We start from the raw sequence: 25,140 nt of genomic DNA, 5'->3' as shown, positions 1-25,140 counted from the left end.
CGTCCCTGACCCGGCACACCGCCCGTCATCCCGGGGTCGCTATCCGAGGTCGGCGAGCAGGTCGGCGAGCAGGTCGTCCAGGGCCTTGCCGAGGGCCGCGGAGTTGGCCGGGTCGAACCAGGTGGTGCGGATGCGCTCGTTGCTGCCGCCCGGGGTCTCGTGGTCGGCCGCGAGCTGGTGCAGGGTACGGGTCCTGTCGCCCAGCGAGCGGCCGACCCCTTGGAAGTCGAAGAGGGCGTCCACCTCCGGATGGGACGGGTACGTCACCGTGACGGCGCGGCGTTCGCGTACCGGGGGCAGGGGATGGCCCGCACCAGCGGGGCGCCGGTGGCGAGCGTGCGGCGCAGGTCGTCGACGCCGACGCCGGCCATGACGTTGACCACGACCTTGTCGTCGGCCACCCGCAGGCCGGACAGGGCCTCGTGGCGGTCGCGCCCGCGCACCGCGATGATCACCACCTCGGAGCGGTCCACCACCTCCTGGTTGCCGGCGCACACCCGCACGCTCCCGTAGCGCGAGGCCAGCTCGGCGGCCGTCCGGGCGCCCCGCGGGGACAGGAACACCTCCGGCGGCTCGCCGCCCCCGCCGCACAGGCCCTCCACGATGGCCCGGCCGATCTCGCCCACGCCGACGACGCCGATGCGCTTCACTGTGTCCTCCTCCTCGTGTCCGGTTCTCCTCCTCGTACCCGTCCCGGTCAGCTCCAGATCGACACGTGGACCGGCGGGCGGTGGACAGCAGGAGCGGGTTCACGGCCCGGCGGGTCTGGACATAGGGGTCAGAACGCCCGGCGAGGTGGCCATGCCGGTGCACGCCGGGCTCGCCAATCTGCGCTGACCTGGGTATTCGGATCCGCGACGGCCGGGTAGGCCAAGGAATGTCAAGCCGCAGTCTCGGGGAAGCCCCCTCCTGCTCGCGGAGAGCGAAGGGACATCGATGCTCACGCAAACGGCCGGCCAGGAGCCACCGCTCGCCGACGACCGCCCGGCGTCGCCACCGGGGAGCCTGGAGAGGGGGATCGACATCCTGCTCGCGCTCGGCGGGGCGTGCGAGCCGGTCAGCCTCGCGCAGCTGTGCCGCCGCACCCGCCTGCCGAAGTCCACCGCCCACCGCATCCTGGGCGTGCTGTGCGCGCGCGGGCTCGCGCGGCGCGCGGGCAACGGCTACCTGCCGGGCGAGCGGCTGGACGCGCTCGCGAGCGGCGCGCAGGCGCGGATCCCGGGCGCGCGGCGGGCGGTGCTGCCGTACCTGCTCTACCTGTACGAGACCACCCGCCAGACGGTGAACCTGGCGGTGCCCTCCGGACTGGAGGTCCGCTACGTCGAGCGGCTGTACGGGCACAACCGCGTCGGCTCGCCCTCCGACGGCGCCGACCGCGCGCCGCTGCACTGCACGGCCACCGGCAAGGCGCTGCTGGCCTTCGACCCGCGGCTGCGGCAGGAGCTGCTGGCGCGCGGGGCGTTCGAGCGGCTGACGCCGCGGACGGTCACCACGCCGGCGGGGCTGGAGCGGGAGCTGGCGCAGGTGCGACGGCACGGGGTGGCGTACGCGCAGGAGGAGTTCGCCGAGGGGGTGGCGTGCGTGGCGGCGCCGGTGTTCGGTCCGGGCGGGCGGATCCGCATGGCGCTGGGGGTGGCCGCGCCGGCCCACGGCGTCCCGCTCGGGCGACTGGGCCTCACGGTCCGCGGAGCGGCCCAGGCGATCTCAGCGGCCCTGCTCGGCGAGTAGGCGCCGCACGGCGGGACGCGGATACCCGGCGGGCGACGTTCCGCCGCGCGGCGCTCGCAGGCGGCGCGGAGCCGGCGCGGGCGGGCGGCGCGGGGCGGGGCGGGGGATGCCGGCGGCGTCGCAATGCGCGGCGGGCGCGGTGGGGCTCGGGGTGGACCGGTCGGGAGCGTTCCGGAGGGCGGGACGCGGGCGCGGGTCGGCGGGTGGCGTTCCGGTCACCGGGACGTGGGGCGGGTTCGGGGCCGGAAGCGTTCCGGTGGCCGAGATCCGCGTTGCGGGCGGGCGGGGCGGCACGATCACATCGTCGGCATGGACTTCCTCCCCGCTCCGGCCATCCCGGAGGCGCCCGCGGTTCTCGGGGTAAGGGCCCGCACGGCCCCGGACCCGCGGGCGCCGGGTGGCCGGAACCCGAGCGGGTGGGGGCGGGCGGGGGGTGCGTGTGCCTAGGGGGCTGCCCAGGGCGAGCGTGCTGGAAAGCCTGCGGCTGAGGGCCGCGCTGGTGCCGTCGTGGGCGCCGCACGCGCGTCCCGGCCGCGACCTGCTGCGGACCCGGACCCTGCTGGCCGGCCTGGAGTCCCGCTACGGCGGCCGCCCCCTGCTGGTACGCGGCCGGCGCGGCCCCGCCCTGGTGGTGCTGTCCCGGCGCGACGCCCTGCGCGTGCTGTCCGAGGAGAGCGACGCCTACGTGCCCGGCATCGAGGAACGCCCCTTCGGCCTGCCGACCGACGTCCTGCGCCCGGCGTTCATCGAGATCGCCAGGGAGGAGGCCGCCCAGCTCACCGAAGGCGTCGTGGACTTCGCCCGGCTCGACGCCCGCTGGCAGCGCGTGGCCCGCCGCTGCGTGTACGGCGACGGCGCGGCCGGCGACGAGGAGCTGACCCGGCTGCTGGCGGACCTGACCCGGGCGGGCCGGCGGCGGGCCAGGCGGCGCAGGGAGGTCCTGTCCGGCCGCTACGACACCCGCATCCTCGACCACCTGCGCCGCGCCGAGCCCGGCAGCCTGGCCGGGCTGATCGCCGAGACCTCCGACGACACCGAGTCGCGCGGGCTCATGCAGGCCGCGTACTGGATGATGGGCCTCGGCATCATCTCGGGCGCGCTCATGCAGACGCTCGCGCTGCTGTCCACCCACCCGGCGCACCGCAAAGCGGCCCGCGCCGACCCCGAGCACCTGCGGGCCTGCCTGCGCGAGGCGCTGCGCCTGTGGCCGCCGGTGCCCGCGCTGTCCCGGGTCACCGCCGTCGGCACCGACTGGTACGGCACAGCCCTGCCCGCGGGCACCCCCGTGCTCGTCCCGCTGGCGGTGCACCAGCGCAGCGCGCGGCTGCCGTACGCCGACGCCTTCGCGCCGCGGATCTGGCTCGACGGGACCGCCGCCGAGGAGTGGTGGGCCCGGCCGGGCTGCGATGGCGTACACCTGACGCTCGCGGTCGGCACGGCCTTCCTGGCCGCCGTGCTGCGCGAGGCGAAACCCAAGCCGATCGGGCGGTTGCCGTCCCCGCACCGCCCGATCCCCCACTTCGTGAACCTCGCGCGGCTGCGTGTCCGGATGCGTCCGGCGCCCCGCAAATCGGGCCGTTCCTGAGGACGGGCCCGTTCGGTGACCAGCTCAGGGCCACTGGCCGACGGAGAGCCCCGTTTCCCGTTAGAGTCTGGGTGACAAATCGGCATGCCGGGCGGAGGAACGGTTCGGTTTGGCACGGGATGACGACGGCGAGAGGACGGCGACTTTGGGGCGCTCCGCAGGCACTCCGCTGAAGCCGGAAGACCCGCCGGCGATCGGCTCCTACGAGCTGATCAGCCGTCTCGGCACCGGCGGCATGGGGGTCGTCTACCTCGCCAAGGCCGCCGACGGCTCGCGGGTGGCCCTCAAGGCCATCCGGCGCGACTACACCGCCGACCCGGTCTACCGGGCGCGCTTCCACGAAGAGGTGTCCAACGCGCGCAAGGTCGCCTCGTTCTGCACGGCCCGGGTGCTCGACCACGGCGAGGACCGGGGCGTGCTCTACCTGGTCACCGAGTACATCGACGGCATCTCGCTGGAAGACCACCTCATCGAGCACGGGGCGCTGTCGCCGTCGGTGCTGCACGCCGCCGCCGTCGGCGTGGCCGCCGCGCTGACCGCCATCCACGCGGCGGGGCTGGTCCACCGCGACCTCAAGCCGGCCAACGTCATGCTGACGCTGGCCGGGCCGCGGGTGATCGACTTCGGGCTGGCGCGCTCCACGCACGTCAACGCCCGGCACACCAACGCCGGCATGGTCATGGGCACGCCCGGCTGGATCGCTCCCGAGCAGGTCTTCGAGGGGCGCACCAGCCCGGCCGGAGACGTGTTCGCGTGGGGGTCGCTGATCGCGTACGCGGGGCTGGGCGGGCACCCGTTCGGCGAAGGGGACGCCTACGTCATGGCGGCGCGGGCCCGTACCGCGCCGCCGGACCTGCGGGGGCTGCCCGCGCCGCTGGACCGGCTGGTGGCGGCGGCCATCCACCCCGATCCGGCGCGCCGGCCGACCGCGCGGCAGCTGCTGCTGGAGCTGGTCGAGGCGGCCGACGAGCCGGCCGCCGAGCTCGCCGCCTCCAAGCACCTGACCAACGCCTGGAACGCCTCCGAGTTCGCCCCCCTCACCCGCGCCCCCGGCCCGGTCCCCCCGGCCGAACGCACGGGCCCGCCGGCCGGCATGCAGCCGCCCCCACCGGGGCCGCCGGTCCCGCCTGGGGCACCCGTTCCACAAGGGTCACCGGGGTCGCAGGGAGCACCGGGGTCGCCAATCCCGCAGGGGGCGCCGGGGTCTTCGATCCCGCCGGGAGCACCGGTCCCCCAGGGGGCGCCCGCGCCGCCGGGGCCGACCGCGCCGCCGGGGCCGGGGCCGTCCGCGATGCCGGGACCGTCCGTGCCGCCAGGCTCGCCGGTGCCGCCCGCCGAGCGGAGCGGGCCCGTGCCCGGCATGGCGCCGCCTTCGCACGCCGACCGTACGGGACAGGCGCCCGGCGGCCAGCAGGCCCCGCGACCGCCCGCACGAGGCGGCCACGGCCACCCGCCGCACCCTGACCACGGCGGCGGCCCGGCACCACGCCCCGACCGTACAGGGCCGGCGCCACACGCCGACCACACGGGACCGGTCCCGTACGCCGACCGTACGGGACCGGCGCCGCACGCCGACCGTACAGGGCCAGTGCCGCACGCGGACCACACGGGACCTGGGCCGTACGTGGACCGGACCGGGCCGATGCCGCACGCCGATCGCACCGGGCCGATGTCGAGTGGGGTCGTGCCGCCGCCTCCTCCTCGGGCGGGGCGGATGCCGCTCTCGCGTCCTCACCACCGGACCGGCCAGGGGCCACTCCCCCACCACACGGCCACCGGCCAGGGCCCGTTGCCGGGCTACCGGCCGGCCCGGCCCAGGCGGGGGCTGGCCACGGGGTGCCTGACCGCGCTGGTGATCACGGTCGTCCTCCTGGTGCTGGTGCTGGCCGCCCTGGCCTGGCTCTTCCGTGGCGGCCCTGACACGGGGGCGGAGGCGCCGGTGCAGGGCGGGCGGCTCGCGCTCGCAGTGACGGCCGGGCACCACCCCGAGCAGGCGAAGGTGAGCACGCCGCTCTCCGGCACGCTGCTCTCCGGCGCGACGCTTTCCGGCACGCCGGTGTCCGGCACGCTGACGTTCCGCACGCCGGTGTCCGGTTTGCTAGAGAACGTCCAGCCCGTCGCCTGAAGCTCGGCGAACGGCCCTGAGTCCGAGCGCCTGACCGGCCGCCCGAGCCCGAAAACCCGACCGGGCTCGGGCCGAACACCTGACCAGGCTCCGACCGCACATCCGGCCGGACTCGGGCCGGGCGCCCGACCCGGCTCGCCTGACCGCGACGGAGGCCGTCCACCCGGACCCGCGCGAGCGGCGCCCGGGTCCGCGCGTCTGGGGTCCCCGACCCGTACGGGCAGCGTCCAGATCCGCGCAGGCGACACCTGGGACCAGGCCGGCAGCCCCCAGGTCCTGTACGAGTGGCACCCGGATCCGCGTGCCGACGGCACTCGGGTCCGGGCGGATGGTGCCCGGATACGTGCGGGTGACGACTGGATCCAGGCCAGTGGTGTCCGGGTCGGCGGTGTCGAGGCCCGGGGCGGCGTGGCCGGTTCCGTGGGGAACCGGGCGGTGAGGGTCGCCCCGGCTGGGGGCCTGCCCGCGGGCCCTTGCTCGGCGGCGCCGTCCTGTGCGCCGTCACCCGCTCCCCTAGCGGCGGTGACAGCAGGCCCGCCGGGTGTGGCATGGCCGTGCCTGGTGGCTTTCGGGGACGGGAGTGCGGGTGGTGCCGGCAGGTGGGCGGAGGTCGTGCCGTGAGCGCACACCGTTGGCCGGATTCTTTCGGATGATGGCCGGTCGGCCACTCGAACGAGTGATCCGCGCCTGCAATAATTGCATACGCCTCATAACGGCTGAAGCATTTATTGGAGGATGACGTCATGCCCATCGGGCTTCTCGCCCTGGCGCTCGGGGGTTTCGGCATCGGGCTCACCGAGTTCGGCATCATCGGCCTGCTGCCCGAGGTGGCGGCCGACTTCGGGGTCACCGAGCCGGTGGCCGGGTACCTGGTCTCGGGTTACGCCCTCAGCGTCGCGGTCGGCGCGATCGTGCTGACCGCCGCGATCACCCGGTTCGATCGCAAGAAGGTGCTGATGGCGCTGATGGTGTTGTTCGTCGCGGGCAACCTGATCTCGGCGGTCGCGCCCACGTACGGCGTGCTGCTGGCGGGCCGGGTGGTCGCGGCGCTGTGCCACGGCGCGTTCTTCGGCGTCGGCTCGGTGGTGGCGGCCGACCTGGTCGTGCCGGAGCGGCGGGCCGGGGCCATCTCGCTGATGTTCGCCGGGCTGACCGCGGCCAACGTGCTCGGGGTGCCGCTGGGCACGCTGCTCGGCCAGCAGCTCGGCTGGCGTTCGACGTTCTGGGCGATCACCGTCATCGGTGTCGTGGCCCTGGCCGGGATCAAGGTGCTGGTGCCGCGGACGCCCGCGCCCGCAGGGGGGAGCCTGCGCGGCGAGCTGGCGGTCTTCCGCAGGCCGCAGGTCTGGGTCTCGGCGCTGATCACGGTGCTGGCCTTCGGCGGGATGTTCGGCGCGTTCACCTACATCGCGTTCACGCTCACCGAGGTCAGCGGGTTCGCGGCGGCGACGGTGCCGTGGCTGCTGGTGCTGTTCGGGGCCGGCACCTTCGCGGGCAACTACGCGGGCGGCAGGGCCGCCGACCGGTCGCTGAACGGGTCGCTGACGGTGATCCTGGCGCTGCTGGCGGCGGTGCTCGCGGTGTTCGCGCTGACGGCGGGGAGCCAGGTCGTGACCGTCGTGTCGCTGCTGCTCATGGGGGCGGTCGGGATGGCCACCGCGCCGGGGCTGCAGCTCCGGATCATGCGGTACGCCCCGGACGCGCCCACGATGGCCTCCGGCGCGAACATCGCCGCCTTCAACATCGGCAACGCGTTCGGCGCCTGGCTCGGCGGCCTGGCCATCGGCGCCGGGCTGGGCTACGTCTCGCCGCTATGGGTGGGCGCCGGGATCACCGTGGCCGGGCTGGCCGTCCTGGTCGCCGCCTCGGCCCGCCCGGCCCGGACCCCGGCCGCCGTCCAGGACTCCGCCGCACGGCCCGTCCAGGACCCGGCCGCGCGGTCCGCTCGGGGCGCGTCCGCCTAGCGGTCAGCCCCGGGCGCGTCCGCCTAGCGGTCGGCCCGGGGCGCGCCCGCCCGTCCCCGGCAGGGGCCCTGGGCGAAGACGGTTCGGGAGGTTACGGTCCAGAGAGCACCATCTCGGGATCTTCCACCCTCGACCTCGGATGGAGGCGCCGCCATGCTCTTATCCAGCCGTTCGGCCTGGACGAACAGCATGAGATCGACCATCGTCGCGGCGATCGTCACCCTCTGCCTGCCCCTGCTGGGCACGCCCGCCCGGGCCGCCACCGCCACCGCCACCGCGGCGGCGGCCCCCGACATCCCGCTGGCCAACGTCAAGGCCCACCTGAGCCAGTTGCAGTCGATCGCCAGCGCCAACGGCGGCAACCGCGCCCACGGCCGGCCCGGCTACCTGGCCTCGGCGAACTACGTCAGGTCCCGGCTCGACGCCGCCGGGTTCACCACCACCCTCCAGTCGTTCACCTACAACGGCGCCACCGGCTACAACGTCATCGCCGACTGGCCCGGCGGCAACCCCGACGACGTCCTCATGGTCGGGGCGCACCTCGACAGCGTGACGGCCGGGCCCGGCATCAACGACAACGGCTCGGGCAGCGCGGCCGTCCTGGAGACCGCGCTCGCGGTCTCGCGCCAGGCGCTCCAACCGGTCAAGCACCTGCGCTTCGCCTGGTGGGGCGCGGAGGAGCTGGGGCTGCGCGGGTCGCAGTTCTACGTGAACAACCTGCCGGCCGCCGAGCGGGCGCGGATCAAGGCGTACCTGAACTTCGACATGGTCGGCTCCCCCAACCCCGGATACTTCCTGTACGACGGCGACAACTCGGACGGAACGGGCTCCGGGCCGGGGCCCGCCGGGTCGGCGGCGCTGGAGCGCGTCCTCCAGGACTACTTCACCTCGATCGGCGTGCCCACCCGCGGCACCGACTTCGACGGCCGCTCCGACTACGGGCCCTTCATCGCCGCCGGCATCGCCGCGGGCGGGACGTTCACCGGCGCGGAGGGCATCAAGACCGCCGCCCAGGCCGCGCTGTGGGGCGGCACCTCCGGGCAGGCGTTCGACAGCTGCTACCACCGCTCGTGCGACACGACCGCCAACATCAACGACACCGCGCTGGACAGGAACGCCGACGCCATCGCGTACGCGGTGTGGACGATCGCCACCGCCACGCCGCCCGTCGTGGTGTGGCAGGACACCTTCGAGAGCGCGAACGGATGGACGGCCGACCCGGCCGGCACCGACACCGCCACGCTCGGCCAGTGGGAGCGCGGCGACCCCGAGGCCACCTCCTCCAGCGGCGCCAAGCAGCTCGGCACCACGGTCAGTGGCACGAACGACCTGGTCACGGGCCGGCTGGCGGGCTCGTCGGCAGGCGCGTACGACATCGACGGCGGCGTCACCTCGATCCAGTCGCCGCCGATCACGTTGCCTGCCTCGGGGCCGCTGAACCTGTCGCTGTCGTGGTACCTGGCGCACGGCTCGAACGCCTCCAGCGCCGACTACCTCCGGGTCCGCGTCGTGGGCACCACCACGCTCACCGTGCTCAACCAGGCGGGCGCGGCCACCAACCGCGACGGCGCCTGGGCCACCGCCACGGCGAGCCTGAACGCGTTCGCGGGCCAGACGGTCCGCGTGGTCGTGGACGCGGCCGACGCGTCGGGAGCCTCGCTGGTCGAGGCGGGCGTGGACGACGTCACGATCACGCGGTAACCCTCGGAACGATCGCCCGGCAACCCTCGGGAACGATCACCCGGTAGCCATCGGGAACGATCGCCCCGGAAGCCCTCCGGGCCGGCCCACGGAGAAGAGCCGGCCCGGAGCATCCCTGCATTCTCATGGAGCCACGTCATGGCACTATCCCCTCTTGCCCTGAAAAGAGCCTATAAATCAGCTTTTCCGCTACTGATCGTCTTCCTGCTGGCCGGCGTGCTGACCCCGGCCGCCGAGGCGGACACGCCCCGCGACCCGGACATCGACGCGATGGTCCGGCAGGTGGACGCGCGGGCCATCGGCCGGACCATCGCCAAGCTGGTCTCGTTCGGCACCCGGCACACGCTGTCCAGCCAGGACGACCCCGCCCGCGGCATCGGCGCCGCCCGGGACTGGATCCACGGCGAGTTCGCCAGGATCGCCGCCACCTCCGGCGGGCGCATGACGGTGGAGAAGCAGTCGTTCGTCCAGCCCGTCTCGCCGCGCGTCCCCGTCCCCACGACGATCACGAACGTGGTCGCCACGCTGCGGGGCTCGCAGGACGCCTCGGCGGGGCGCACGTACGTGGTCAGCGGCCACTACGACTCCCGCTGCACCGACGTCATGGACGCCACCTGCGACGCCCCCGGCGCCGACGACGACGCCTCCGGGGTCGCGGTCGCCATCGAGGCCGCCCGCGTCATGGCCACCCGCACGTTCGACGCGACCGTGGTGTTCATGGCGGTCGCGGGCGAGGAGCAGGGCCTGTACGGGTCGGCGTACTATGCCCAGCAGGCCAGACAGAGCAACACCGACATCCAGGGCATGTTCACCAACGACATCGTGGGCAGCGCCGACGGCGAGAACGGGAGCGCCCCCGGGGCCGTGCGGGTGTTCTCCGAGGGCGTGCCCACCTCGGAGACCCCGGCCCAGGCGAGCGTGCGCCAGTCGGTCGGCGGCGAGAACGACGGGGTCTCCCGGCAGCTCGCCCGCTTCGTCCGCGAGACGGCCGAGCGGTACGTGCCGTGGTTCGACGCGAGCCTGTACTACCGCAGGGACCGGTACCTGCGGGGCGGCGACCAGATCCCGTTCCTCCAGCAGGGCTACCCCGCCGTGCGCTTCACCGAGGTGCACGAGGACTACCGCCACCAGCACCAGGACGTGCGGGTCGAGGACGGGGTCCAGTACGGCGACCTGACGCGGTTCGTGGAGACCGGCTACGTGGCGCGGGTGGCGCAGGTCAACGTCGCCGCGCTGGCGGCACTGGCCCGCGGGCCACGCGCGCCGGTGCGGGCGGCCATCGTCACCAGCCGGCTCACGAACGACACGGACCTGCGCTGGGACGCCAACCCCGAGCCCGACGTCGCCGGGTACGAGGTGGTCTGGCGGGGCACGACCGAGCCGATGTGGACGCACTCGCGCTTCGTCGGGAACGTGACCTCGTACACGGTGGAGGGGCTGTCGAAGGACAACTACCAGTTCGGGGTGCGCGCCGTGGACCGGCAGGGCCACCGCGGGCCGGTCAGCTACCCGGCCCCCGCGAGCTGACCGGGCCGGCCGCGCGGCTCCCCGTTCAGAAACCCTCGGACGGGGAGACGCGGCCCTCCAGCGGGGCGCCCTCGGCGAAGCGGCGCACGTTGCTCGTGACTCGCTCCACCAGCCCCCGCCAGTAGGCGGGCCGCGGGTTCGCGCTGTGCGGCGTGATGAGGACGTTGTCCAGCTCCCACAGCGCGTGGCCGTCCGGCAGCGGCTCGGGGTCGGTGACGTCGAGCGCGGCGCCGCCGATGCGCCGCTCGCGCAGCGCGGCCACCAGGTCGTCGGTGACGACGAGGGCGCCGCGGGCGACGTTCACCAGCCAGGCGTCCTCGCGCATGAGCGCGAACTCGCGCGCCCCGAACATGCCGCGCGTGCGGGGTGTGAGGGGCGCGGCGACGACCACGTAGGCGGCCTCGGGCAGCGCCTCGCGGAAGCGGTCCCGGGGCAGGACCCGGGCCGCGCCGGGTGCCTCGCCGCGGTCGGTGACGGCGATCACCGGGCAGCCGAACGGCTCCAGCAGCCGCACGAGCGCCCGGCCGATGCCGCCGTGGCCCACGATCGCGACGGTCGAGCCGGCGAACACCGCCGAGTCGTTCGGCCCCCAGCTCGTGGCCCTGGCGTCCCGGTACAGCCGGCGGGCGGCGGCCAGCATGAGGGCGAGGGTGTGCTCGGCCACCTGGGGGCCGTACGAGCCGGTGGCCGCGGTGAAGACCGGCTCGTCGGTGATCACCCCGGCGGCGGCCAGGCGCTCGACGCCCGCGTTCGGCAGCTGCACCCACCGGATCCGGTCGTGCACCATGCCGCGCAGCTCGTCCGGGTCGCCGCTGCCGTAGTAGACAATCGCCTCGGCCTCTTCCAGCGGCACCGGCTGCCCGCCCGCGCGGCGGACCGCCTCGACGAGGACGGGCACGGGCTCGGGGCCGACGTGAACGGCGACGGTCATCGGGACTCCTCCTGGTTCTTCGAACCGGTTGACTGGTGCGGGCTGGGCGACTGGCATGGGCCGGTTCACGGCGATGGCGATGGCGATGGCGATGGTGGCGGCGGCGGCCGGTCGTAGGCCGACGGGCTCAGGGCGCAGGGCCCGCCTTCGAGGATGCGCTCCACCTCCTCCCCCGCCGCCCGCACGATCGAGCCCACCGCCCGCGCCGCCTCCTCGGCGCGCCCGGCGGCCACGGCCTCGGCCGCGTCCAGGTGCCGCAGGACCGCCGCGGTGTCGAGCGGCTCGGGCAGCAGCCGCAGCTCCTCCCGGGACACCAGCAGCTCCTCGGTCACCCCGGCGAGCTGGGCGAACATGCCGTTCCCCGACGCCGCGAGCAGCACCCGATGGAAGGCGGCGTCCGCGGCGACGAAGCCCTCCCGGTCCCCTGCCCGGGCCGCCCCGGTCAACGCCCGCGCGGCGGCGACCAGCTCCCGCCGGGCCTGCTCGCCCGCGTGCGCGGCGGCCAGCGCGGCGGCGGCCGGCTCGACGGCGGCCCGCAGCTCGGCCAGCTCCCGGAGCTGCGTGCCGCGCCGGGGCGAGGCGAGCCGCCAGCGGATCACCTGCGGGTCGTAGAGGTTCCAGGCGCTCATCGGGCACACGGTGACGCCGACCCGGGGACGGCTGGTGACCAGCCGCTTGGACTCCAGCACGCGGACGGCCTCGCGGGCGACCGTCCGCGAGACGCCGTACCGCTCCTGGACGTCCTCCAGCCGCAGGACCTGGCCCTCGTCCAGCTCCCCCGCCGCGAGCGCCCGGCCGAGCCGATCGACCACCTGCCCGTGCAGGCCCCGCGGCTCCATCAGGACGGCCCCGTCGATCCGGTCGTCGCGGCGAACCGGCCCCCGGTCATCGCGGCGAACCGGCCCCCGGTCGTCGCGGCGAGCCGGCCTCCGGTCGTCGCGGCGAGCCGATCCGCGGTCATCGCGGCGAGCCGGCCTCGGCGAGGCGGGCGAGCAGCGCGGTGACGCGCGCTCCGGCGGCCTCGGCCCCGCCGGAGGTCAGCGCCGAGCCCATGCCGCAGGCGACGGCTCCGGCGGCGATCCACTCGGGCGCGTTGTCGATCGTCACGCCCCCGGTGGGGATGGCGGGCACCTGCGGCAGCGCGGCCCGCAGGTCACGCAGCCAGGACGGCGCCAGTCCGGACGCGGGGAAGATCTTCACCGCGTCCGCGCCCTCCTCCAGCGCCCGCACGATCTCGGTGGGGGTCGCGACGCCGGGGAAGACCGGCACGCCGTAGCGGTGACCGGCGCGGATCACCTCGGGATGCAGGTTGGGCGAGACGAGGAAACGCGCCCCCGCCTCGACGGCGGCGCGGGCGGCGGCGGCGTCGAGCACGGTCCCGGCGCCGACCAGGGCGTCCGGCCGCAGCTCGGTGAGGCGGGCGACGGCGGTGAGGGCGCGCGGCGTGGTGAGCGCCACCTCGACGGCCCGCAGCCCGGCGTCGAGCACGGCCCCGGCCGCGGCCAGCGCCTGCTCGGGCCCGGCGCTCCGGACGATGCCGAACACCCGCTGCTCGGTGACGGCGCGGACGATCTCCCAGCGGTACATGACTCCCTCTCTGACGGCCTGGCGACGCGCCGGCCAGACGACGCGCCGGCCCGGTGACGCGCCGGCCCGGTGCTCAACGGTGGACGGTCTCACCGGCCGAGGTGAACGCGGCCAGCGCCCGGTCCAGCCCGGCCCGGTCGGGCAGCCCTGAGGTGTCGTCGGCGCACTGCACGACCAGCGCGGCCACGGCCGCCGCCTCGCGCAGGCACACCTCGTACGGCAGCCCGCGCAGCAGCCCCGACAGGAACCCGGCCGCGAACGCGTCCCCCGCCCCCACCGGGTCCGTCACGGGCACCGGGAACGCCTCCTGCCGCAGCCCGGCGCAGCTCGCCGACTTGTCGCGGTGCTTGACCACGGCCAGCCCGGGCAGCCCGGCCGGGTCCACGCCGAGCAGCTCCAGCTCGTCCTCGCCGGCGAACACGACGTCGGCGCGGGCGAGGAGCGGCGCGACCCGCTCGCGCCACCGCTCGGGCGGGCCGAGCTTGAGCCGCACGTTCGGGTCGAACGAGACCGTCGCGCCCGCCTCGCGGGCCAGGTCGAGCAGGCGGAGCGTGGCCAGGTGCGCCGAGTCGGACAACATCGGCGTGATACCGGTGACATGGACGATCCGGGCACCGCTCACCATCGCGGGCGTCAGCTCGCCGGGAGCCAGGCGGGAGGCGGCCGAGCCCGTGCGGTAGTACTGGACGTCGATGGCCCGCGCCGGATGGCTGTCGCGCAGCAGCAGCCCGGTCGGGGCGTGCGGATCGACGATCGCGTGGCGGGTGTCGATGCCCTCGGCGCGCAGCATGGCCAGCACGGACTTGCCCGCCGGGTCCGCGCCGACCCGGCCGAGCCAGCGGGCCTCGTGGCCGAGCCGGGCCAGGCCGGCGGCGACGTTCGACTCGGCGCCGGCGATCGAGCGGCGGAAGGCGGTGGCACGTTCCAGAGGGACGCCGGGCTCGGCCAGCATCAGCAGCATCGCCTCGCCGCAGACCACGACGCTCACGACGGACCTCCTGTGACGGCCGGTGGATCAGGTGTCCCAATAGTAGTATCAAATCACGTTTGTCCAATCGGCTGGCCGGTGTCATCCGGACCCGTGCCTCACCCGTCTACCGTGAGCAACTTTCGGGTCGGGAAACGAGGCATTCGCGCGTGAGGCGTCCATTCATCACCCTGCTGGCCGCGAACGCCCTCTCCGTCACCGGGACCATGCTCTGCGTGCTGGCCGTGCCGTGGTTCGTGCTGGAGACCACGGGCAGCGCAGCGCTCACGGGCCTGGCGGCGTTCGCCACCACGCTGCCCGTCGTCGTCTCGGCCGCCTTCGGCGGGACGCTGGTGGACCGGCTCGGGTTCCGGCGGGCCAGCGTCCTGTCGGACCTGGTCAGCGGGGTCGTGGTGCTGGCCGTGCCGGTGCTGGCGGCGACGTCGGGGTTGTCGTACACCGTGCTGCTGGCGCTGCTGTTCCTGCGCTGGCTGGTGGCCACGCCGGGCGAGACCGCGCGCAAGGCCATGCTGCCGGAGTTGGCGGCGCTCGGCGGGGTGCGGATCGAGCGGGCGGCGGCGGCCTACGACGGGGTCTACCGCGGCGCGGCGATGGCGGGCGCGCCGCTGGCCGGGGTGCTGATCGTCTGGCTCGGCACCGACGCGCTGCTCGTGGTGGACGGCGTGTCGTTCGTGTTGTCGGCGTGCCTGGTGGGCGGCGGGCTCCCGCGCGCCGGCGGCGCGGACACCGGCACGGACGGCCGCACGGACGGCCGCACGGACGCCGGCACGGGCGGCGGGCGGGACAGGTACCTGAGCGGGCTGCGCGACGGGCTCGCCTTCCTGTGGCGCGACCGGCTGCAGCTCAGCGCCACGGCGATGCTCGTGGTGGTGAACATGCTGGACACTGGCGTCACCCAGGTCCTGCTGGCCCTGTACGCGCGGGACGTGGCGGGCGACCCGCGCGCGTTCGGCCTGCTGGCCGGGGCGGTGGCCGCCGGCGCCCTCGCCGGGACGGCCGTCTACGCGGCCGTCGGCGACCGGCTGCCCCGCAGGCTGACCTACGGCACGGCGTTCCTGCTGGCGGGGGTGCCGCGGGTGCTGGTGCTGGCCCTCGGCGCGCCGCTGCCGGCCGCCGTCGCGGTCGCGGCGGCCTCCGGCTTCGCCGCGGGCGCGATCAACCCCATCCTCGGCGTGCTCCAGTACGACCGGATCCCGCCCGGCCTGCGCGCCCGGGTGATCGGGGCGATGACCGCCGCCGCCTGCGCCGCCATGCCCGTGGGCGGCCTGCTGGCCGGCACGCTGACGACGCTCGCCGGGCTCGCCCCGACCCTGTACGCCTTCACCTGCGGCTACCTGCTGATCTCGCTCCCGCCGTTCGTCGGCCGAGCCTGGCGGGAACTCGACCGCCCCGGCGCCATCCCCGGGGAGCGCAAGCCCGACCGGTCCGGCGTGCCCGACCGGCCTGGCGCGGTCGCGAGGGCGCGGCAGCTCCGCCGGGCGGGCTAGGCATCAGGCATGGCGAGCGGTCGGCGGTCCCGTTGCCGTGAAGCTCAGCAGCAGTTCGCCGACCGTCTCGGGCGCTTCGAGCATGGGCAGGTGCCCGACGCCTGGCAGCACCTCGACCCGGGCGTTGGGCACCGCGTCGTACCGGTGCGCCGAGGACGGCTCCCAGCGGGGGTCCGCGGCACCGAAGATCACCTGTACGGGGACCCCGAGGGCGGCCAGACGCTCGGGCAGGCTCCGTTCGGCGATGTAGGCGGTGTTCTGGCGCAGCACCGTTCTCATGACGCGATAGGTGATGCTCCGTACGTCGGCGACCACGTCGTCCGGGAGGTCCACCGGGCGGGCGGCCGTCGCGCTGATCCCCTTGCGGATCATCGCGTCCGAACGCCTCGGCCAGATGAGCGGGCCCAACGGCGGGGCCAGCAGCGCCCGGAGAATGAGCGGCTGCCGGAGGAGCGCGTCCGGGCTCGGGCCGCTACTGATCAACGAAAGCGAACCGACGAGGTCGGGCCGCTGCTCGGCGAGCGCGGTGGCGACGTAGCCGCCGCTGGAGTGCCCGGCCACCGGGACATGACGAAGGCCGAGGTCGTCCAGCAGCGCCGCCACCTGACCCGCCTGCGCGGGCACGTCGTACGACGGCGCGGGCGGGGACTGGCCGCACCCCGGCAGGTCGACCTGGACGACGTGATGGTGGCCCGCCAGTGCCGGCACCACTGGACCCCAGAAACCGCCCGAGGCCCCCGACCCGTGGATGAGCAGCAACGGCGGCGCCTGCCGCGGGCCGTCATGGACCACGTGCATCCCATGCGAGTGCTCGATGTCGTATTCCCTCATGGGGAGACTGTGCACGGGCGGCCGGCTGCCGGTCTTGGACGAATGTTCCCGCGGAGCCGGAACATGGGCCCGGCGGGCTCATTCCCGCGCGGCGAGCGCGAGCAGCGCCGCCGTGGCCAGGCTCGCGGCGGCCGTCCGGCCCGGACCGCCTTCGCGGTACGCGGAGGTGAGCGTCAGGAGGAGAGCGGAGCCCGCGAGGGCCGCGCTGTACCAGAGCGGCGAGATGCCGGTCATCTCGGCCGGGGGCACTCCGTCGAGACCGAGCACCCTGATGGAGTCGCTCGCGCGGAAGAGGGCGGCCGGGTGGCCCTCGGCCCCGTACGCGCCTCCGTCTCCCGCCGTCAGCGCGCTCGCCACGCCCATCGCGGCGGTGAGCAGCAGGGCCCAGATCGTGCCGAGGAGCAGCCGCCGCGTCCGCACCAGCACGGCCGCCAGCACCAGCCCGGTGGCGCCGCCGACACCCACCAGCACGTCGAGCGACGACCAGAGCGACCGGAGGTACCACCCGTCCGTGGCGAACCAGGACGCGATCGCGCCACGCGGCCCGATCCACGTGAGCACTCCGTCCGTCATGTTGACCACGGCGGGGGCCAGCGGCAGCAGGACCGCCGCCGCCCGCGCCGGCCACCGGCCCGGCGGGATCGCGGGCGCGGAGGGACGCGGCTCCCCCGGCCGGTCGCCGAGCTCCCGGGCGGAGCGGACGAGCCACACCGCCGTGAGGACGCTCGTCGCCAGCCCAACCCCCTCCTGCCAGGCGCTCGCTCCTTCGAGCAGGCTTCCGGGGTCCGGCGGGAGGAGGCCCGGCGCGAGGAGCGACCCGGCGGCCGCCGCGGCTCCCGCCCACAGCGTGCCGCGCCGCCACCGGCCGTCCTTCGCCTGCGCCACCAGGATGAGCACCGTCCAGACCAGCCACAACACGTTCGCCGGCGGCCCGCTCGACCAGAGGAGGGACCCGCTGTCGTTCCCGGACAGCTCCAGCGCCATGCCGACGATCGACACCACCGGCCGGCACAGCCCGGCCGCCAGCGCCGCCAGCCGCAGCGGGCGGGAGACCCCGCGCATGACCAGGTGGAACAGCACCACGACGGCGAGCTGCGCGAGCTCCTCCGGAAAGCCGTCCCAGGGCAGGCGGTCAGCGAGCGCGGTCGCCGCCCAGGCGCACAGCGCGACCCGCAACGACCATTCTTCCCAGCCCACCGCTCCTCGGCGCCGGCCCGGCTCCCCTCCCCTACCGGCGTGCCGTCCCGGCAGGAGCTGCCAGAGCGCCCATGCCTGCAACAGCCCCACCAGGACCAGCGTCACGGCGAAGCCGGGATCGAACCCCCGCTCCGGCCCGCCGAAGCCCCAGTAGCCTCCCCAGTAGACGAGCCGCAGGGAGAAGCGCACGTCGCCGGTGGCGAAGGCGACGACGCCGGCAACGACGACGACCACGGCCACGAACAGCGCGGCGATCGGGCCGGAACGATGACGTAGCACGCGGGTTCCTGGGGGGTGTGCGGGGAACGCGGAACGAAGCGCCCCACCTTAGCGGAGCCCTCGCCCGCGAGTCGATCATGCGCTCACCAGGCCGGTCACCCGCTCGCCAGGCCGGTCACCCGCTCGCCGGCCCGGTCACCCGCTCGCCGGGCCGGTCACGCGCTCGCCGGCTCGTCCCCTTGGGTCAGTGGCGGCACCCGCCGGGGCAACAGCGCGCTCCTGCCGATCAGCCAGTCGGCCAGGCGGTCGCGCTCGACCAGCACCAGGGCCTGCCGCGCGTTGAGCGCCTCCGTGCGGGCCTGCCGGGTGAGACGGCCCGAGGTCACGAGCACCCCGGTGTGCCCGGCGAAGGTGTTGGCCAGCGCGCCGAGGAAGTTGCGGACCTCCGGCGCGCCGACGCTCCTGCTGTAACGCTTGCACTGGACGGCGTAGGGCGCCCCGCCGGGCGCGACGGCGGTGATGTCCACCCCGCCGTCGCCGCTCCCGCCCCGCTCCCGGACGCGCCGGAACCCTTCGGCGATCATGCGCTCGGCCACGAGGTGCTCGAACTGCGGGCCGGTCATGAGATCGACCTTCGCCAGCTCCGCGTTGGCGGCGAGGAACCGCCGGCGCTGCGCCTGGATGACCCGGTAGCGCAGGACGAGCCCGCCGCCGAAGAGCGCGGCCAGGAGGGCGGCGACGGCCGCCGCCCACCCCGGGTGCTCGGCCGCGAACCGGGCGACGAGGACGGCCGCGGCCACGACCACCCCCGCTGCGAGCAGCCACGACAGCTCGTTTCCTGCGGACTTGGACCGCTTGTTCCTGCGGCTCCTGGATCGCCTCGCCATCGTTCCTCCCGCTGAAACCGGCGCTGATGGCGAGTATGAACGGCGGCGCCGACAGAATGCACGCCGCTGCGCCCCGTCAGCCCGCCGCCCGCCGCAGCAGCAGGTCCTCGGTGATCGGGGACTCGTGGGTGCCGGGCACGCTGCACGCGTGCGCCCCCGCGATCGCCCCCAGCCGCACGCACTCCTCCAGCGGCCGCCCGCGCAGCGTCCCGTACAGGAAGCCGGAGACGAACGCGTCGCCCGCGCCGTTGCTGTCGGCCACCGGCCCCGGCAGCGGCTCGGCCGGGAAGGCCCGCACCTCGTCGTGGTCGCGGGTCAGCACGAGGCAGCCGTCCGCCCCGCGCGTGCAGACGACGGTGTGGGCGCGGCCCCTGGACAGGATGCCGCGCATGGCCGCGGCCGGGTCGCGCAGCGCCGCCGCCGACAGGAACACCAGGTCGGAGCGGTAGGCGAAGTCCTTGTGGTGGTCGTTGACGCCGTCCCAGTCGTGCAGGTCGGTGGAGATCGGCACGCCGCCCAGGTCGTCGTAGACGTAGCGGCAGAAGCCGACGATGGAGACGTGCGCGTGGCGGGGGCGTACGCCGGTGTAGGTGTGGCGGGGCAGGCGCTCGCCGGGGGTGTCCTTGGGGTCGTAGAAGGAGGTGCGCCGGCCGTCGGGGCCGACGAGCAGCACGCTCCTGCGGGTGCCCGCCCGCGCCACGCCGAAGGAGCAGTCGAGATCGCGCAGCGCGTGCCGGATCAGCGCGCCCTGCGGGTCGTCGCCGATGAGGTCGGCGAAGGCGACGTCCAGGCCGAGGGCGTGGCAGCCGAGCGCGACGCCCGCCCCGGTGTTGCCGATGCGGTCGACGACCGGCGGCACCTGGTAGGTGTCGCGGTAGGGCAGCGGCAGCTCGGGCACGTACACGGTGGTGTCGACCCCGGCGCCGCCGAGGACGAGGACGTCGCGGCTCACCGGTTGACCAGCGGCCCCGAGCCGGTGGAGCCGCGCACGACGAGCTCCGGCTGGAAGATCAGCTCGACGTGCTTGGCGGGCGCGCCGTTGACCTCCTCCAGCAGGGTCTGCACCGCCGCCGAGGCCATCGCTCCTATCGGCTTGCGCACGGTGGTCAGCGGCGGGTCGGTGAACGCGATCAGCGGCGAGTCGTCGAACCCGACCACCGACACCTCGCCCGGCACCGCCAGCCCCTTCTCCCGGCAGGCGCGGATCGCGCCGAGCGCCATGAGGTCGCTGGCGCAGACGATGCCGGTGCAGCCGCGCGCCAGCAGTTGCGCGGCCGCCGCCTGCCCGCCCTCCACCGAGAACAACGAGTGCGCGATGAGGTCGTCGACGTCGGTCGCGCCGAGGAGCTGGGCCATCGACTGCTTGTAGCCCTCGATCTTCCTGATGACCGGGACGAACCTGCGCGGCCCGAGCGCCAGCCCGATGCGCTCGTGCCCGAGGTCGACCAGGTGCTGGACGGACAGCCGGGCCGCCATGCGGTCGTCGGGCGAGATGAAGGGCGCGTCGATGTGCTCGCTGTAGCCGTCGACCAGCACGATCGGCAGCCCGCGGTCGGTGAGCCGGGTATAGCGGTCCATGCGGGCGGTGGTGTCGGCGTGCAGCCCGGAGACGAAGACGATGCCGCTCACCCCGCGGTCGACCAGCAGCTCGGTGAACTCGTCCTCGGGCGCGCCGCCGGGTAGCTGGGTGCACAGCACCGGCGTGTAGCCGTGCTGGGTGAGCGCCTTCTCGATGGCCTGCGCGAACGCGGGGAAGATGGGGTTGTCCAGCTCGGGCGTCACCAGCCCGACCAGCCCGTTGCTGCGCTGGCGCAGGCGGGGCGGGCGTTCGTAGCCCATGAGGTCGAGGGCGGTCATGACCGCCTGGCGGGTGGCGGAGGAGACCCCTGGCTTGCCGTTGAGTACGCGGCTGACCGTGGCCTCGCTCACCCCGGCCTGGGCGGCGATGTCGGCAAGGCGAGCGTGACCATTCATGGTTGCTACTTTACTTTCCACCACGCCGCCGAATCCGCTGCTCCAGGGACATCCGAGGCGAGCAGGAGCCGCCCGGTGACGCCGAGGCGCACCGGCTCGCCGGTGAGGTTGACGGCGCACACCAGGTCGCCGCGGGAGAACACCAGGGTGCCCTCCGGGGAGTCGTGCCAGGTCAGCTCGCCGTCGAAGGTCCGGCGCAGGCGCAGCGCCTCGCGGTACAGCTCCAGCGTCGAGCCCGGCACGCCGTCCTGGGCCTGCACGCTCAGCTCGGCCCACTCCGCGGGGATCGGCAGCCACGGGTCGTGCCAGCCGCCGCCGTCGCGGGTCCACGGCAGCGGCACCCGGCAGCCGTCGCGGCCGCTGTCGGGGTCGCGCAGCCGCTGCGGGTCCTGGCACAGCTCGGGCGGCAGGTCCAGCACCTCGGGCAGGCCCAGCTCCTCGCCGTTGTAGAGGTAGGCCGAGCCGGGCAGCGCGAGCGTCAGCAGGGCGGCGGCGCGGGCCCTGGCCAGGCTGCCGTACCGGGTGACGTGCCGCTTGACGTCGTGGTTCGACAACACCCAGGTGGTGGGGGCGCCGACCGAGCCGGCGGTGGCCAGCGAGGAGTCGATCACCGCGCGCAGCTCGGCGGCGTCCCAGGGGGCGAACAGGTAGGGGAAGTTGAACGCCTGGTGCAGCTCGTCGGGACGGACGTAGCGGGCCAGCCGCTCGGGCGTGGGCGCCCACGCCTCGGCGACGCCGATGCGCTCGCCCGGGTAGGAGTCGAGCACGCGGCGCCAGGCCCGGTGGATGTCGTGCACGCCGTCGTTGTCGAAGAACGGCACCGGCTCACGGCCGATCAGCGTGGCCTGGCCGCCCCTGCCGATGTCGGGCAGGCCGGCCGGCTTGACCATGCCGTGCGCGACGTCCACGCGGAAGCCGTCCACGCCCAGGTCGAGCCAGAAGCGCAGGATGGACTCGAACTCGCCGCGCACCTCGTCGTTGTCCCAGTTGAGGTCGGGCTGGCTGGAGTCGAACAGGTGCAGGTACCACTGGCCGTCCTCGACCTGGGTCCAGGCCGGGCCGCCGAAGATCGACTCCCAGTCGTTGGGCTCGTCGCGGAAGATGTAGCGCTCCCGGTTGCGGCCGCGCAGCGCCTCCTGGAACCAGGGGTGCCGGTCGGAGGTGTGGTTGGGGACGAGGTCCACGATGACCCGCAGGCCGCGCTCGTGCGCCTCGTCCAGCAGCGCCTTGGCGTCGGCGAGCGTGCCGAACAGGGGGTCCACGTCGCGGTGGTCGGCGACGTCGTAGCCGAAGTCGGCCATCGGCGAGGGGTAGAACGGCGTCAGCCAGAGGGCGTCCACGCCGAGCCCCGCCAGGTACGGCAGGCGATCGCGGACGCCGATCAGGTCACCGATCCCGTCGCCGTCGCCGTCGGCGAAGCTGCGCACGTACACCTGGTAGATCACGGCGTTTCGCCACCATGCGGTCATGTTCTCCCCCCGACGTCCCGACTATGAAAGCTGTTTCCGCAAGTTTACGCAAGCCCTTCCAGCCATCAGCAATCCGGAAATTTCTCCCTTCGGATGCCCAAAACGCCCGTCCGAAACACCACGGAAGGAGATTCTTTATGTCAAGGGTGGACATGTAGCGTTAAGGCGCGATGTACTACCTCTTCAATCCGTCTCGTCACAGGTGACACGCGCGCAAGGTGTGGGCCCATGAGCTCGGTCGTTCTCGACAAAGTGACCAAGGTGTATCCGGGCGACTACCTGGCCGTCGATCGCCTGAGCCTGCGAGCGGAAGACGGTGAGTTCCTCGTTCTCCTAGGACCGTCGGGATGCGGGAAGTCCACGCTGCTGCGCATGATCGCGGGGCTGGAGGAGATCACCGAGGGCGAGCTGTGGCTGGACGGCCAGCTCGCCAACCACCTGGCCCCGCGCGACCGAGACGTGGCCATGGTCTTCCAGAACGGCGCCCTCTACCCGCACCGGACCGTACGGGGCAACATCGCCTTCCCCCTGGAGATCGCCAAGTCCGACCCGGCGCTGGTGCGCGAGCGGGTGACGGAGCTGTCGAAGGCGCTGCACATCGACGAGACCCTCGACCGGCGCCCCGGCACGCTCTCCGGCGGCCAGCGGCAGCGCGTGGCGATGGGCCGGGCGATCGTCCGGCAGCCGAAGCTGTTCCTGATGGACGAGCCGCTGTCCAACCTGGACGCCGGCATGCGCACCGAGCTGCGCATGGAGATCTCGGCGCTGGTCAGGTCGCTCGGGGTCACCACCATCTACGTGACGCACGACCAGGTGGAGGCCCTGACGCTGGCGGACCGCATCGCGATCCTCAATCGCGGGGTCCTCCAGGACGTCGGCACTCCGGCCCAGATTTACAACGATCCAGCGACCGCCTTCGTGGCCGCTTTCCTCAACTCCCAGCAGTTGAACCTGTTGGCGGCCACTGTCAGGACGCCGCAGAACCAGTACGTGATGCTCGACTTCGGTCCGCACCGGCTCACGATGCCCTGGAGCGATCCCAGGGCGTACGCCATCTCCCAGCACACCGGCGGGCACGTCCTGGTGGGCATGCGGCCCGACGGGCTGGCGCCGGTGCCGGAGTCGTACGAGGGGCCGTCGTTCTTCGGGCGGGTGCGGGCGCTGGAGTACCACGGGCACGAGTGGCTGGCGTACCTGGAGTGCGGCATGCCCGCGGTGCCGGTGCCCGAGCCGCCGGACCCGAGCGGGCGGGGCCGCGCCAACGGCGGCAAGAACGGCTCCGGCGGGCTGAACGGCCTGGTGCGCCGCTTCTTCTCCCCCGGCCGGCACGTCGAGCCCCAGGAGCAGGAGCGCGTCGGCAACCCGGGCAGCGGCATCCACCGCCGCTCGGACCTGATCGTCCGCCTCGGCAACCGCCCCGTGTGGCGCGCCGGCGACGCCGCCAAGGTCGCGGTGGACCTCTCGCGCATCATGATCTTCACCCCGGACGGCGCCCGCATCGACCCGCCCCGCCGCTGACCACCCTGCCGCTGACCGCCCCGCTACTGACCGCCCCGCTACTGACCGCCCCGCCGGGCCGGGCCCGGGCAGGCGTGCCCCGTCACGGGGCGAGGGTCCAGCGGGAGCCGTCGGGGGTGTCCTCGATGTGGACGCCGCCCGCCTGCACGGCCGAGCGCAGCGCGTCGGCCACGTCGTAGCGGCCCTGCCCGCGGAGGGTGGCGCGCAGGGCGATCAGCGACTCGACCAGGCGGCCCAGCGCCGCCGAGCGCAGCCCCGCCGAGGCGGCCAGCTCGCCGAGGCGGGCGATGAGCAGCCGCATCAGCTCGCGCGCCTGCTCGACGCCCCCGGAGTCCTCCTCGGTGTCGGCGGCCCACTTGACGATCTCCGCCTCCAGGTCGAGGACGGCCTGCGCGGCGCCCACCGGGTCGGGCTCGGCCGAGGCCACGCGGAAGCGCTCCTCGCCGGCCCGGATCGTCTCCTCCAGCGTCACCTCGGCGACCCGGCCCTCCGGCCGCGCGGGAGGCTGCGGCGCGACGGCGGCGCCCGCGCTCTCGCTCGCGCCCTCGGCCAGGCCGCGCAGCCGCGCCAGGTCGGTGCGGGTGCCCGCCGGCAGCACCACCGCCGAGCCCGGCCGCCGCACGGTGACCCCGCCCCGCCCCGCCACCTGCACGCTCTCGCTCTCCAGGTCGATGACGAGCGCCGTGTGCTCGTCGATGCCGAGCACCGCGGTGCCCTCGGGCAGCTCGCGCTCCATCCGCGACAGCCGCCGCTCGCCCAGGTAGCAGTAGCGGGTGTCGTGCGTGCCGCCCTCGGCGTTGTCGAAGTGCGGGATGAGGACGGCCCGCAGCCCCAGCGGCTCCAGCAGGTCGATGCCCTCGCGCCAGTGGGGATCGGTGCCCACCTTGTAGATCTCGTACACCGGCACCGTGGCCAGGCCCGCCGTGCAGGCCGCCGCCGAGGCCAGCACGGTCACGCCCTGCCGGGCCCGCACCCGCGCGCGCAGGTCGCCGGCCACGCCGGACTCGGCCCAGCGCTCCAGCGCGTACGTCGGGCTCCCCGGCCCCGAGAACACCCAGTCGGCCCCGGCGATGCCCGCCGCCACCTCGACCGGCAGCCCCACGCTCTGGGCGAAGTAGCGGCGGGCGCGGGCGGAGATGTCGGCGTGGTTCTCCTGGAAGGCGTAGGGGGTGTCGAGCAGCACGGCCCGCGCCCCCGCGCGCAGCGCCCTGGCGGCGGCACGGTGGACCTCGACCATGGTCGGGCTCGTCTCGCCCGACCCCATCAGCACCAGCAAACCTGGCATGGCTGTTCGGCCTCTCTCTCGCACGCCCTCGACTACAGCCGGGCCCGCCGTGTGGTTCAAGTGCCGGAGACATATGCATGCTGAACGCAGTTGCACATGAATGGCAGTAAGTTGGTCACGGTGACGGCAGGACACGT

General features: G+C 74.6%; 21 protein-coding genes. 8 read left to right on the top strand and 13 right to left on the bottom strand.

The features are described 5' to 3' along the window. Positions 1–39 precede the first annotated feature (39 nt). Together AB0H75_RS18125 and AB0H75_RS18120 are read right to left on the bottom strand one after the other, a co-directional pair. Positions 40–243 carry a hypothetical protein gene (locus AB0H75_RS18125; protein ID WP_367797415.1) on the bottom strand — a complete coding sequence of 68 codons (204 nt, stop codon included), beginning with the start codon at positions 241–243 and terminating at the stop codon, positions 40–42. 20 nt (positions 244–263) lie between these two features. Then, positions 264–650 (bottom strand): NAD(P)-binding domain-containing protein, encoded by a 387-nt coding sequence (locus AB0H75_RS18120; RefSeq protein ID WP_367797413.1) that lies wholly within the window; start codon positions 648–650, stop codon positions 264–266. Between the two features lie 286 nt (positions 651–936). On the opposite strand from AB0H75_RS18120, the gene AB0H75_RS18115 reads away from it, so the two are divergent. From AB0H75_RS18115 to AB0H75_RS18090, 6 genes are all read left to right on the top strand, one after another. Continuing rightward, positions 937–1,728 (top strand): IclR family transcriptional regulator, encoded by a 792-nt coding sequence (locus tag AB0H75_RS18115; RefSeq protein ID WP_367797411.1) that lies wholly within the window; start codon positions 937–939, stop codon positions 1,726–1,728. 439 nt (positions 1,729–2,167) lie between these two features. Continuing rightward, positions 2,168–3,313 carry a cytochrome P450 gene (locus AB0H75_RS18110; protein ID WP_367797409.1) on the top strand — a complete coding sequence of 382 codons (1,146 nt, stop codon included), beginning with the start codon at positions 2,168–2,170 and terminating at the stop codon, positions 3,311–3,313. A 145-nt stretch (positions 3,314–3,458) separates the two neighbouring features. Further along, a complete protein-coding gene (locus tag AB0H75_RS18105; RefSeq protein ID WP_367797407.1) occupies positions 3,459–5,438 on the top strand; it encodes a protein kinase in 1,980 nt (659 codons plus the stop codon). Between the two features lie 743 nt (positions 5,439–6,181). Further along, positions 6,182–7,402 carry an MFS transporter gene (locus AB0H75_RS18100; protein ID WP_367797405.1) on the top strand — a complete coding sequence of 407 codons (1,221 nt, stop codon included), beginning with the start codon at positions 6,182–6,184 and terminating at the stop codon, positions 7,400–7,402. 189 nt (positions 7,403–7,591) lie between these two features. After that, on the top strand, positions 7,592–9,103 hold the full coding sequence (locus AB0H75_RS18095; RefSeq protein ID WP_367797403.1) for a M28 family peptidase: 1,512 nt from the start codon (positions 7,592–7,594) through the stop codon (positions 9,101–9,103). A gap of 138 nt (positions 9,104–9,241) precedes the next feature. Then, entirely contained in the window at positions 9,242–10,630 is a 1,389-nt protein-coding gene (locus AB0H75_RS18090) for a M20/M25/M40 family metallo-hydrolase (RefSeq protein ID WP_367797401.1), read from the top strand. A 25-nt stretch (positions 10,631–10,655) separates the two neighbouring features. Here AB0H75_RS18090 and AB0H75_RS18085 read toward each other — a convergent pair whose 3' ends face one another. From AB0H75_RS18085 to AB0H75_RS18070, 4 genes are all read right to left on the bottom strand, one after another. Next, complete coding sequence (locus AB0H75_RS18085) at positions 10,656–11,561, bottom strand: D-isomer specific 2-hydroxyacid dehydrogenase family protein (RefSeq protein WP_367797399.1); 906 nt, start codon at positions 11,559–11,561, stop codon at positions 10,656–10,658. Between the two features lie 65 nt (positions 11,562–11,626). Further along, positions 11,627–12,400 (bottom strand): FadR/GntR family transcriptional regulator, encoded by a 774-nt coding sequence (locus tag AB0H75_RS18080; RefSeq protein WP_367797397.1) that lies wholly within the window; start codon positions 12,398–12,400, stop codon positions 11,627–11,629. A gap of 118 nt (positions 12,401–12,518) precedes the next feature. After that, complete coding sequence (locus AB0H75_RS18075) at positions 12,519–13,148, bottom strand: bifunctional 4-hydroxy-2-oxoglutarate aldolase/2-dehydro-3-deoxy-phosphogluconate aldolase (RefSeq protein ID WP_367797395.1); 630 nt, start codon at positions 13,146–13,148, stop codon at positions 12,519–12,521. A 73-nt stretch (positions 13,149–13,221) separates the two neighbouring features. After that, a complete protein-coding gene (locus AB0H75_RS18070) occupies positions 13,222–14,136 on the bottom strand; it encodes a sugar kinase (RefSeq protein WP_367797393.1) in 915 nt (304 codons plus the stop codon). A 149-nt stretch (positions 14,137–14,285) separates the two neighbouring features. Here AB0H75_RS18070 and AB0H75_RS18065 point away from each other — a divergent pair, with 149 nt between their 5' ends. After that, a complete protein-coding gene (locus AB0H75_RS18065) occupies positions 14,286–15,623 on the top strand; it encodes an MFS transporter (RefSeq protein WP_367797391.1) in 1,338 nt (445 codons plus the stop codon). 3 nt (positions 15,624–15,626) lie between these two features. Here the strand turns inward: AB0H75_RS18065 and AB0H75_RS18060 are convergent, their stop codons facing one another. The 6 genes from AB0H75_RS18060 to AB0H75_RS18035 all read right to left on the bottom strand — a co-directional run bounded on the left by AB0H75_RS18060 (position 15,627) and on the right by AB0H75_RS18035 (position 22,200). Then, positions 15,627–16,454 carry an alpha/beta fold hydrolase gene (locus AB0H75_RS18060; protein WP_367797389.1) on the bottom strand — a complete coding sequence of 276 codons (828 nt, stop codon included), beginning with the start codon at positions 16,452–16,454 and terminating at the stop codon, positions 15,627–15,629. A 78-nt stretch (positions 16,455–16,532) separates the two neighbouring features. Then, the gene (locus AB0H75_RS18055) at positions 16,533–17,930 is read right to left on the bottom strand and encodes a hypothetical protein (protein WP_367797387.1); all 1,398 of its coding nucleotides are present in this window, start codon (positions 17,928–17,930) and stop codon (positions 16,533–16,535) included. Positions 17,931–18,085: 155 nt separating this feature from the next. Next, positions 18,086–18,757 (bottom strand): restriction endonuclease, encoded by a 672-nt coding sequence (locus AB0H75_RS18050; RefSeq protein ID WP_367797385.1) that lies wholly within the window; start codon positions 18,755–18,757, stop codon positions 18,086–18,088. A 76-nt stretch (positions 18,758–18,833) separates the two neighbouring features. Beyond that, the gene (locus AB0H75_RS18045) at positions 18,834–19,709 is read right to left on the bottom strand and encodes a PfkB family carbohydrate kinase (RefSeq protein ID WP_367797383.1); all 876 of its coding nucleotides are present in this window, start codon (positions 19,707–19,709) and stop codon (positions 18,834–18,836) included. Then, a complete protein-coding gene (locus AB0H75_RS18040; RefSeq protein WP_367797381.1) occupies positions 19,706–20,731 on the bottom strand; it encodes a LacI family DNA-binding transcriptional regulator in 1,026 nt (341 codons plus the stop codon). The genes AB0H75_RS18045 and AB0H75_RS18040 overlap by 4 nt, the downstream gene beginning before the upstream one ends. Before the next feature lie 5 nt (positions 20,732–20,736). Further along, positions 20,737–22,200, bottom strand: a complete 1,464-nt coding sequence (locus AB0H75_RS18035) for an alpha-amylase family glycosyl hydrolase (RefSeq protein WP_367797379.1) — start codon at positions 22,198–22,200, stop codon at positions 20,737–20,739. A gap of 228 nt (positions 22,201–22,428) precedes the next feature. On the opposite strand from AB0H75_RS18035, the gene AB0H75_RS18030 reads away from it, so the two are divergent. Beyond that, on the top strand, positions 22,429–23,718 hold the full coding sequence (locus AB0H75_RS18030) for an ABC transporter ATP-binding protein (protein ID WP_367797377.1): 1,290 nt from the start codon (positions 22,429–22,431) through the stop codon (positions 23,716–23,718). A gap of 82 nt (positions 23,719–23,800) precedes the next feature. Here AB0H75_RS18030 and AB0H75_RS18025 read toward each other — a convergent pair whose 3' ends face one another. After that, a complete protein-coding gene (locus AB0H75_RS18025) occupies positions 23,801–25,003 on the bottom strand; it encodes a hypothetical protein (protein WP_367797375.1) in 1,203 nt (400 codons plus the stop codon). Between the last annotated feature and the right edge of the window lie 137 nt (positions 25,004–25,140).

The organism is Nonomuraea sp. NPDC050783, assembly GCF_040802095.1.
Lineage (GTDB): Bacteria > Actinomycetota > Actinomycetes > Streptosporangiales > Streptosporangiaceae > Nonomuraea.
The sequence above is the reverse complement of the archived record's forward strand: the minus strand, read 5'-3'. Positions and strand labels throughout refer to the sequence as shown.

Bases quoted from the DNA above. Each gene is read 5' to 3' on its own strand.
- AB0H75_RS18115 (WP_367797411.1), top strand. From the start codon at position 937: ATGCTCACGCAAACGGCCGGCCAGGAGCCACCGCTCGCCGACGACCGC.
- AB0H75_RS18100 (WP_367797405.1), top strand. From the start codon at position 6,182: ATGCCCATCGGGCTTCTCGCCCTGGCGCTCGGGGGTTTCGGCATCGGG.
- AB0H75_RS18095 (WP_367797403.1), top strand. From the start codon at position 7,592: ATGAGATCGACCATCGTCGCGGCGATCGTCACCCTCTGCCTGCCCCTG.
- AB0H75_RS18090 (WP_367797401.1), top strand. From the start codon at position 9,242: ATGGCACTATCCCCTCTTGCCCTGAAAAGAGCCTATAAATCAGCTTTT.
- AB0H75_RS18085 (WP_367797399.1), bottom strand. From the start codon at position 11,561: ATGACCGTCGCCGTTCACGTCGGCCCCGAGCCCGTGCCCGTCCTCGTC.
- AB0H75_RS18080 (WP_367797397.1), bottom strand. From the start codon at position 12,400: ATGGAGCCGCGGGGCCTGCACGGGCAGGTGGTCGATCGGCTCGGCCGG.
- AB0H75_RS18075 (WP_367797395.1), bottom strand. From the start codon at position 13,148: ATGTACCGCTGGGAGATCGTCCGCGCCGTCACCGAGCAGCGGGTGTTC.
- AB0H75_RS18060 (WP_367797389.1), bottom strand. From the start codon at position 16,454: ATGAGGGAATACGACATCGAGCACTCGCATGGGATGCACGTGGTCCAT.
- AB0H75_RS18050 (WP_367797385.1), bottom strand. From the start codon at position 18,757: ATGGCGAGGCGATCCAGGAGCCGCAGGAACAAGCGGTCCAAGTCCGCA.
- AB0H75_RS18040 (WP_367797381.1), bottom strand. From the start codon at position 20,731: ATGAATGGTCACGCTCGCCTTGCCGACATCGCCGCCCAGGCCGGGGTG.
- AB0H75_RS18035 (WP_367797379.1), bottom strand. From the start codon at position 22,200: ATGACCGCATGGTGGCGAAACGCCGTGATCTACCAGGTGTACGTGCGC.
- AB0H75_RS18030 (WP_367797377.1), top strand. From the start codon at position 22,429: ATGAGCTCGGTCGTTCTCGACAAAGTGACCAAGGTGTATCCGGGCGAC.
- AB0H75_RS18025 (WP_367797375.1), bottom strand. From the start codon at position 25,003: ATGCCAGGTTTGCTGGTGCTGATGGGGTCGGGCGAGACGAGCCCGACC.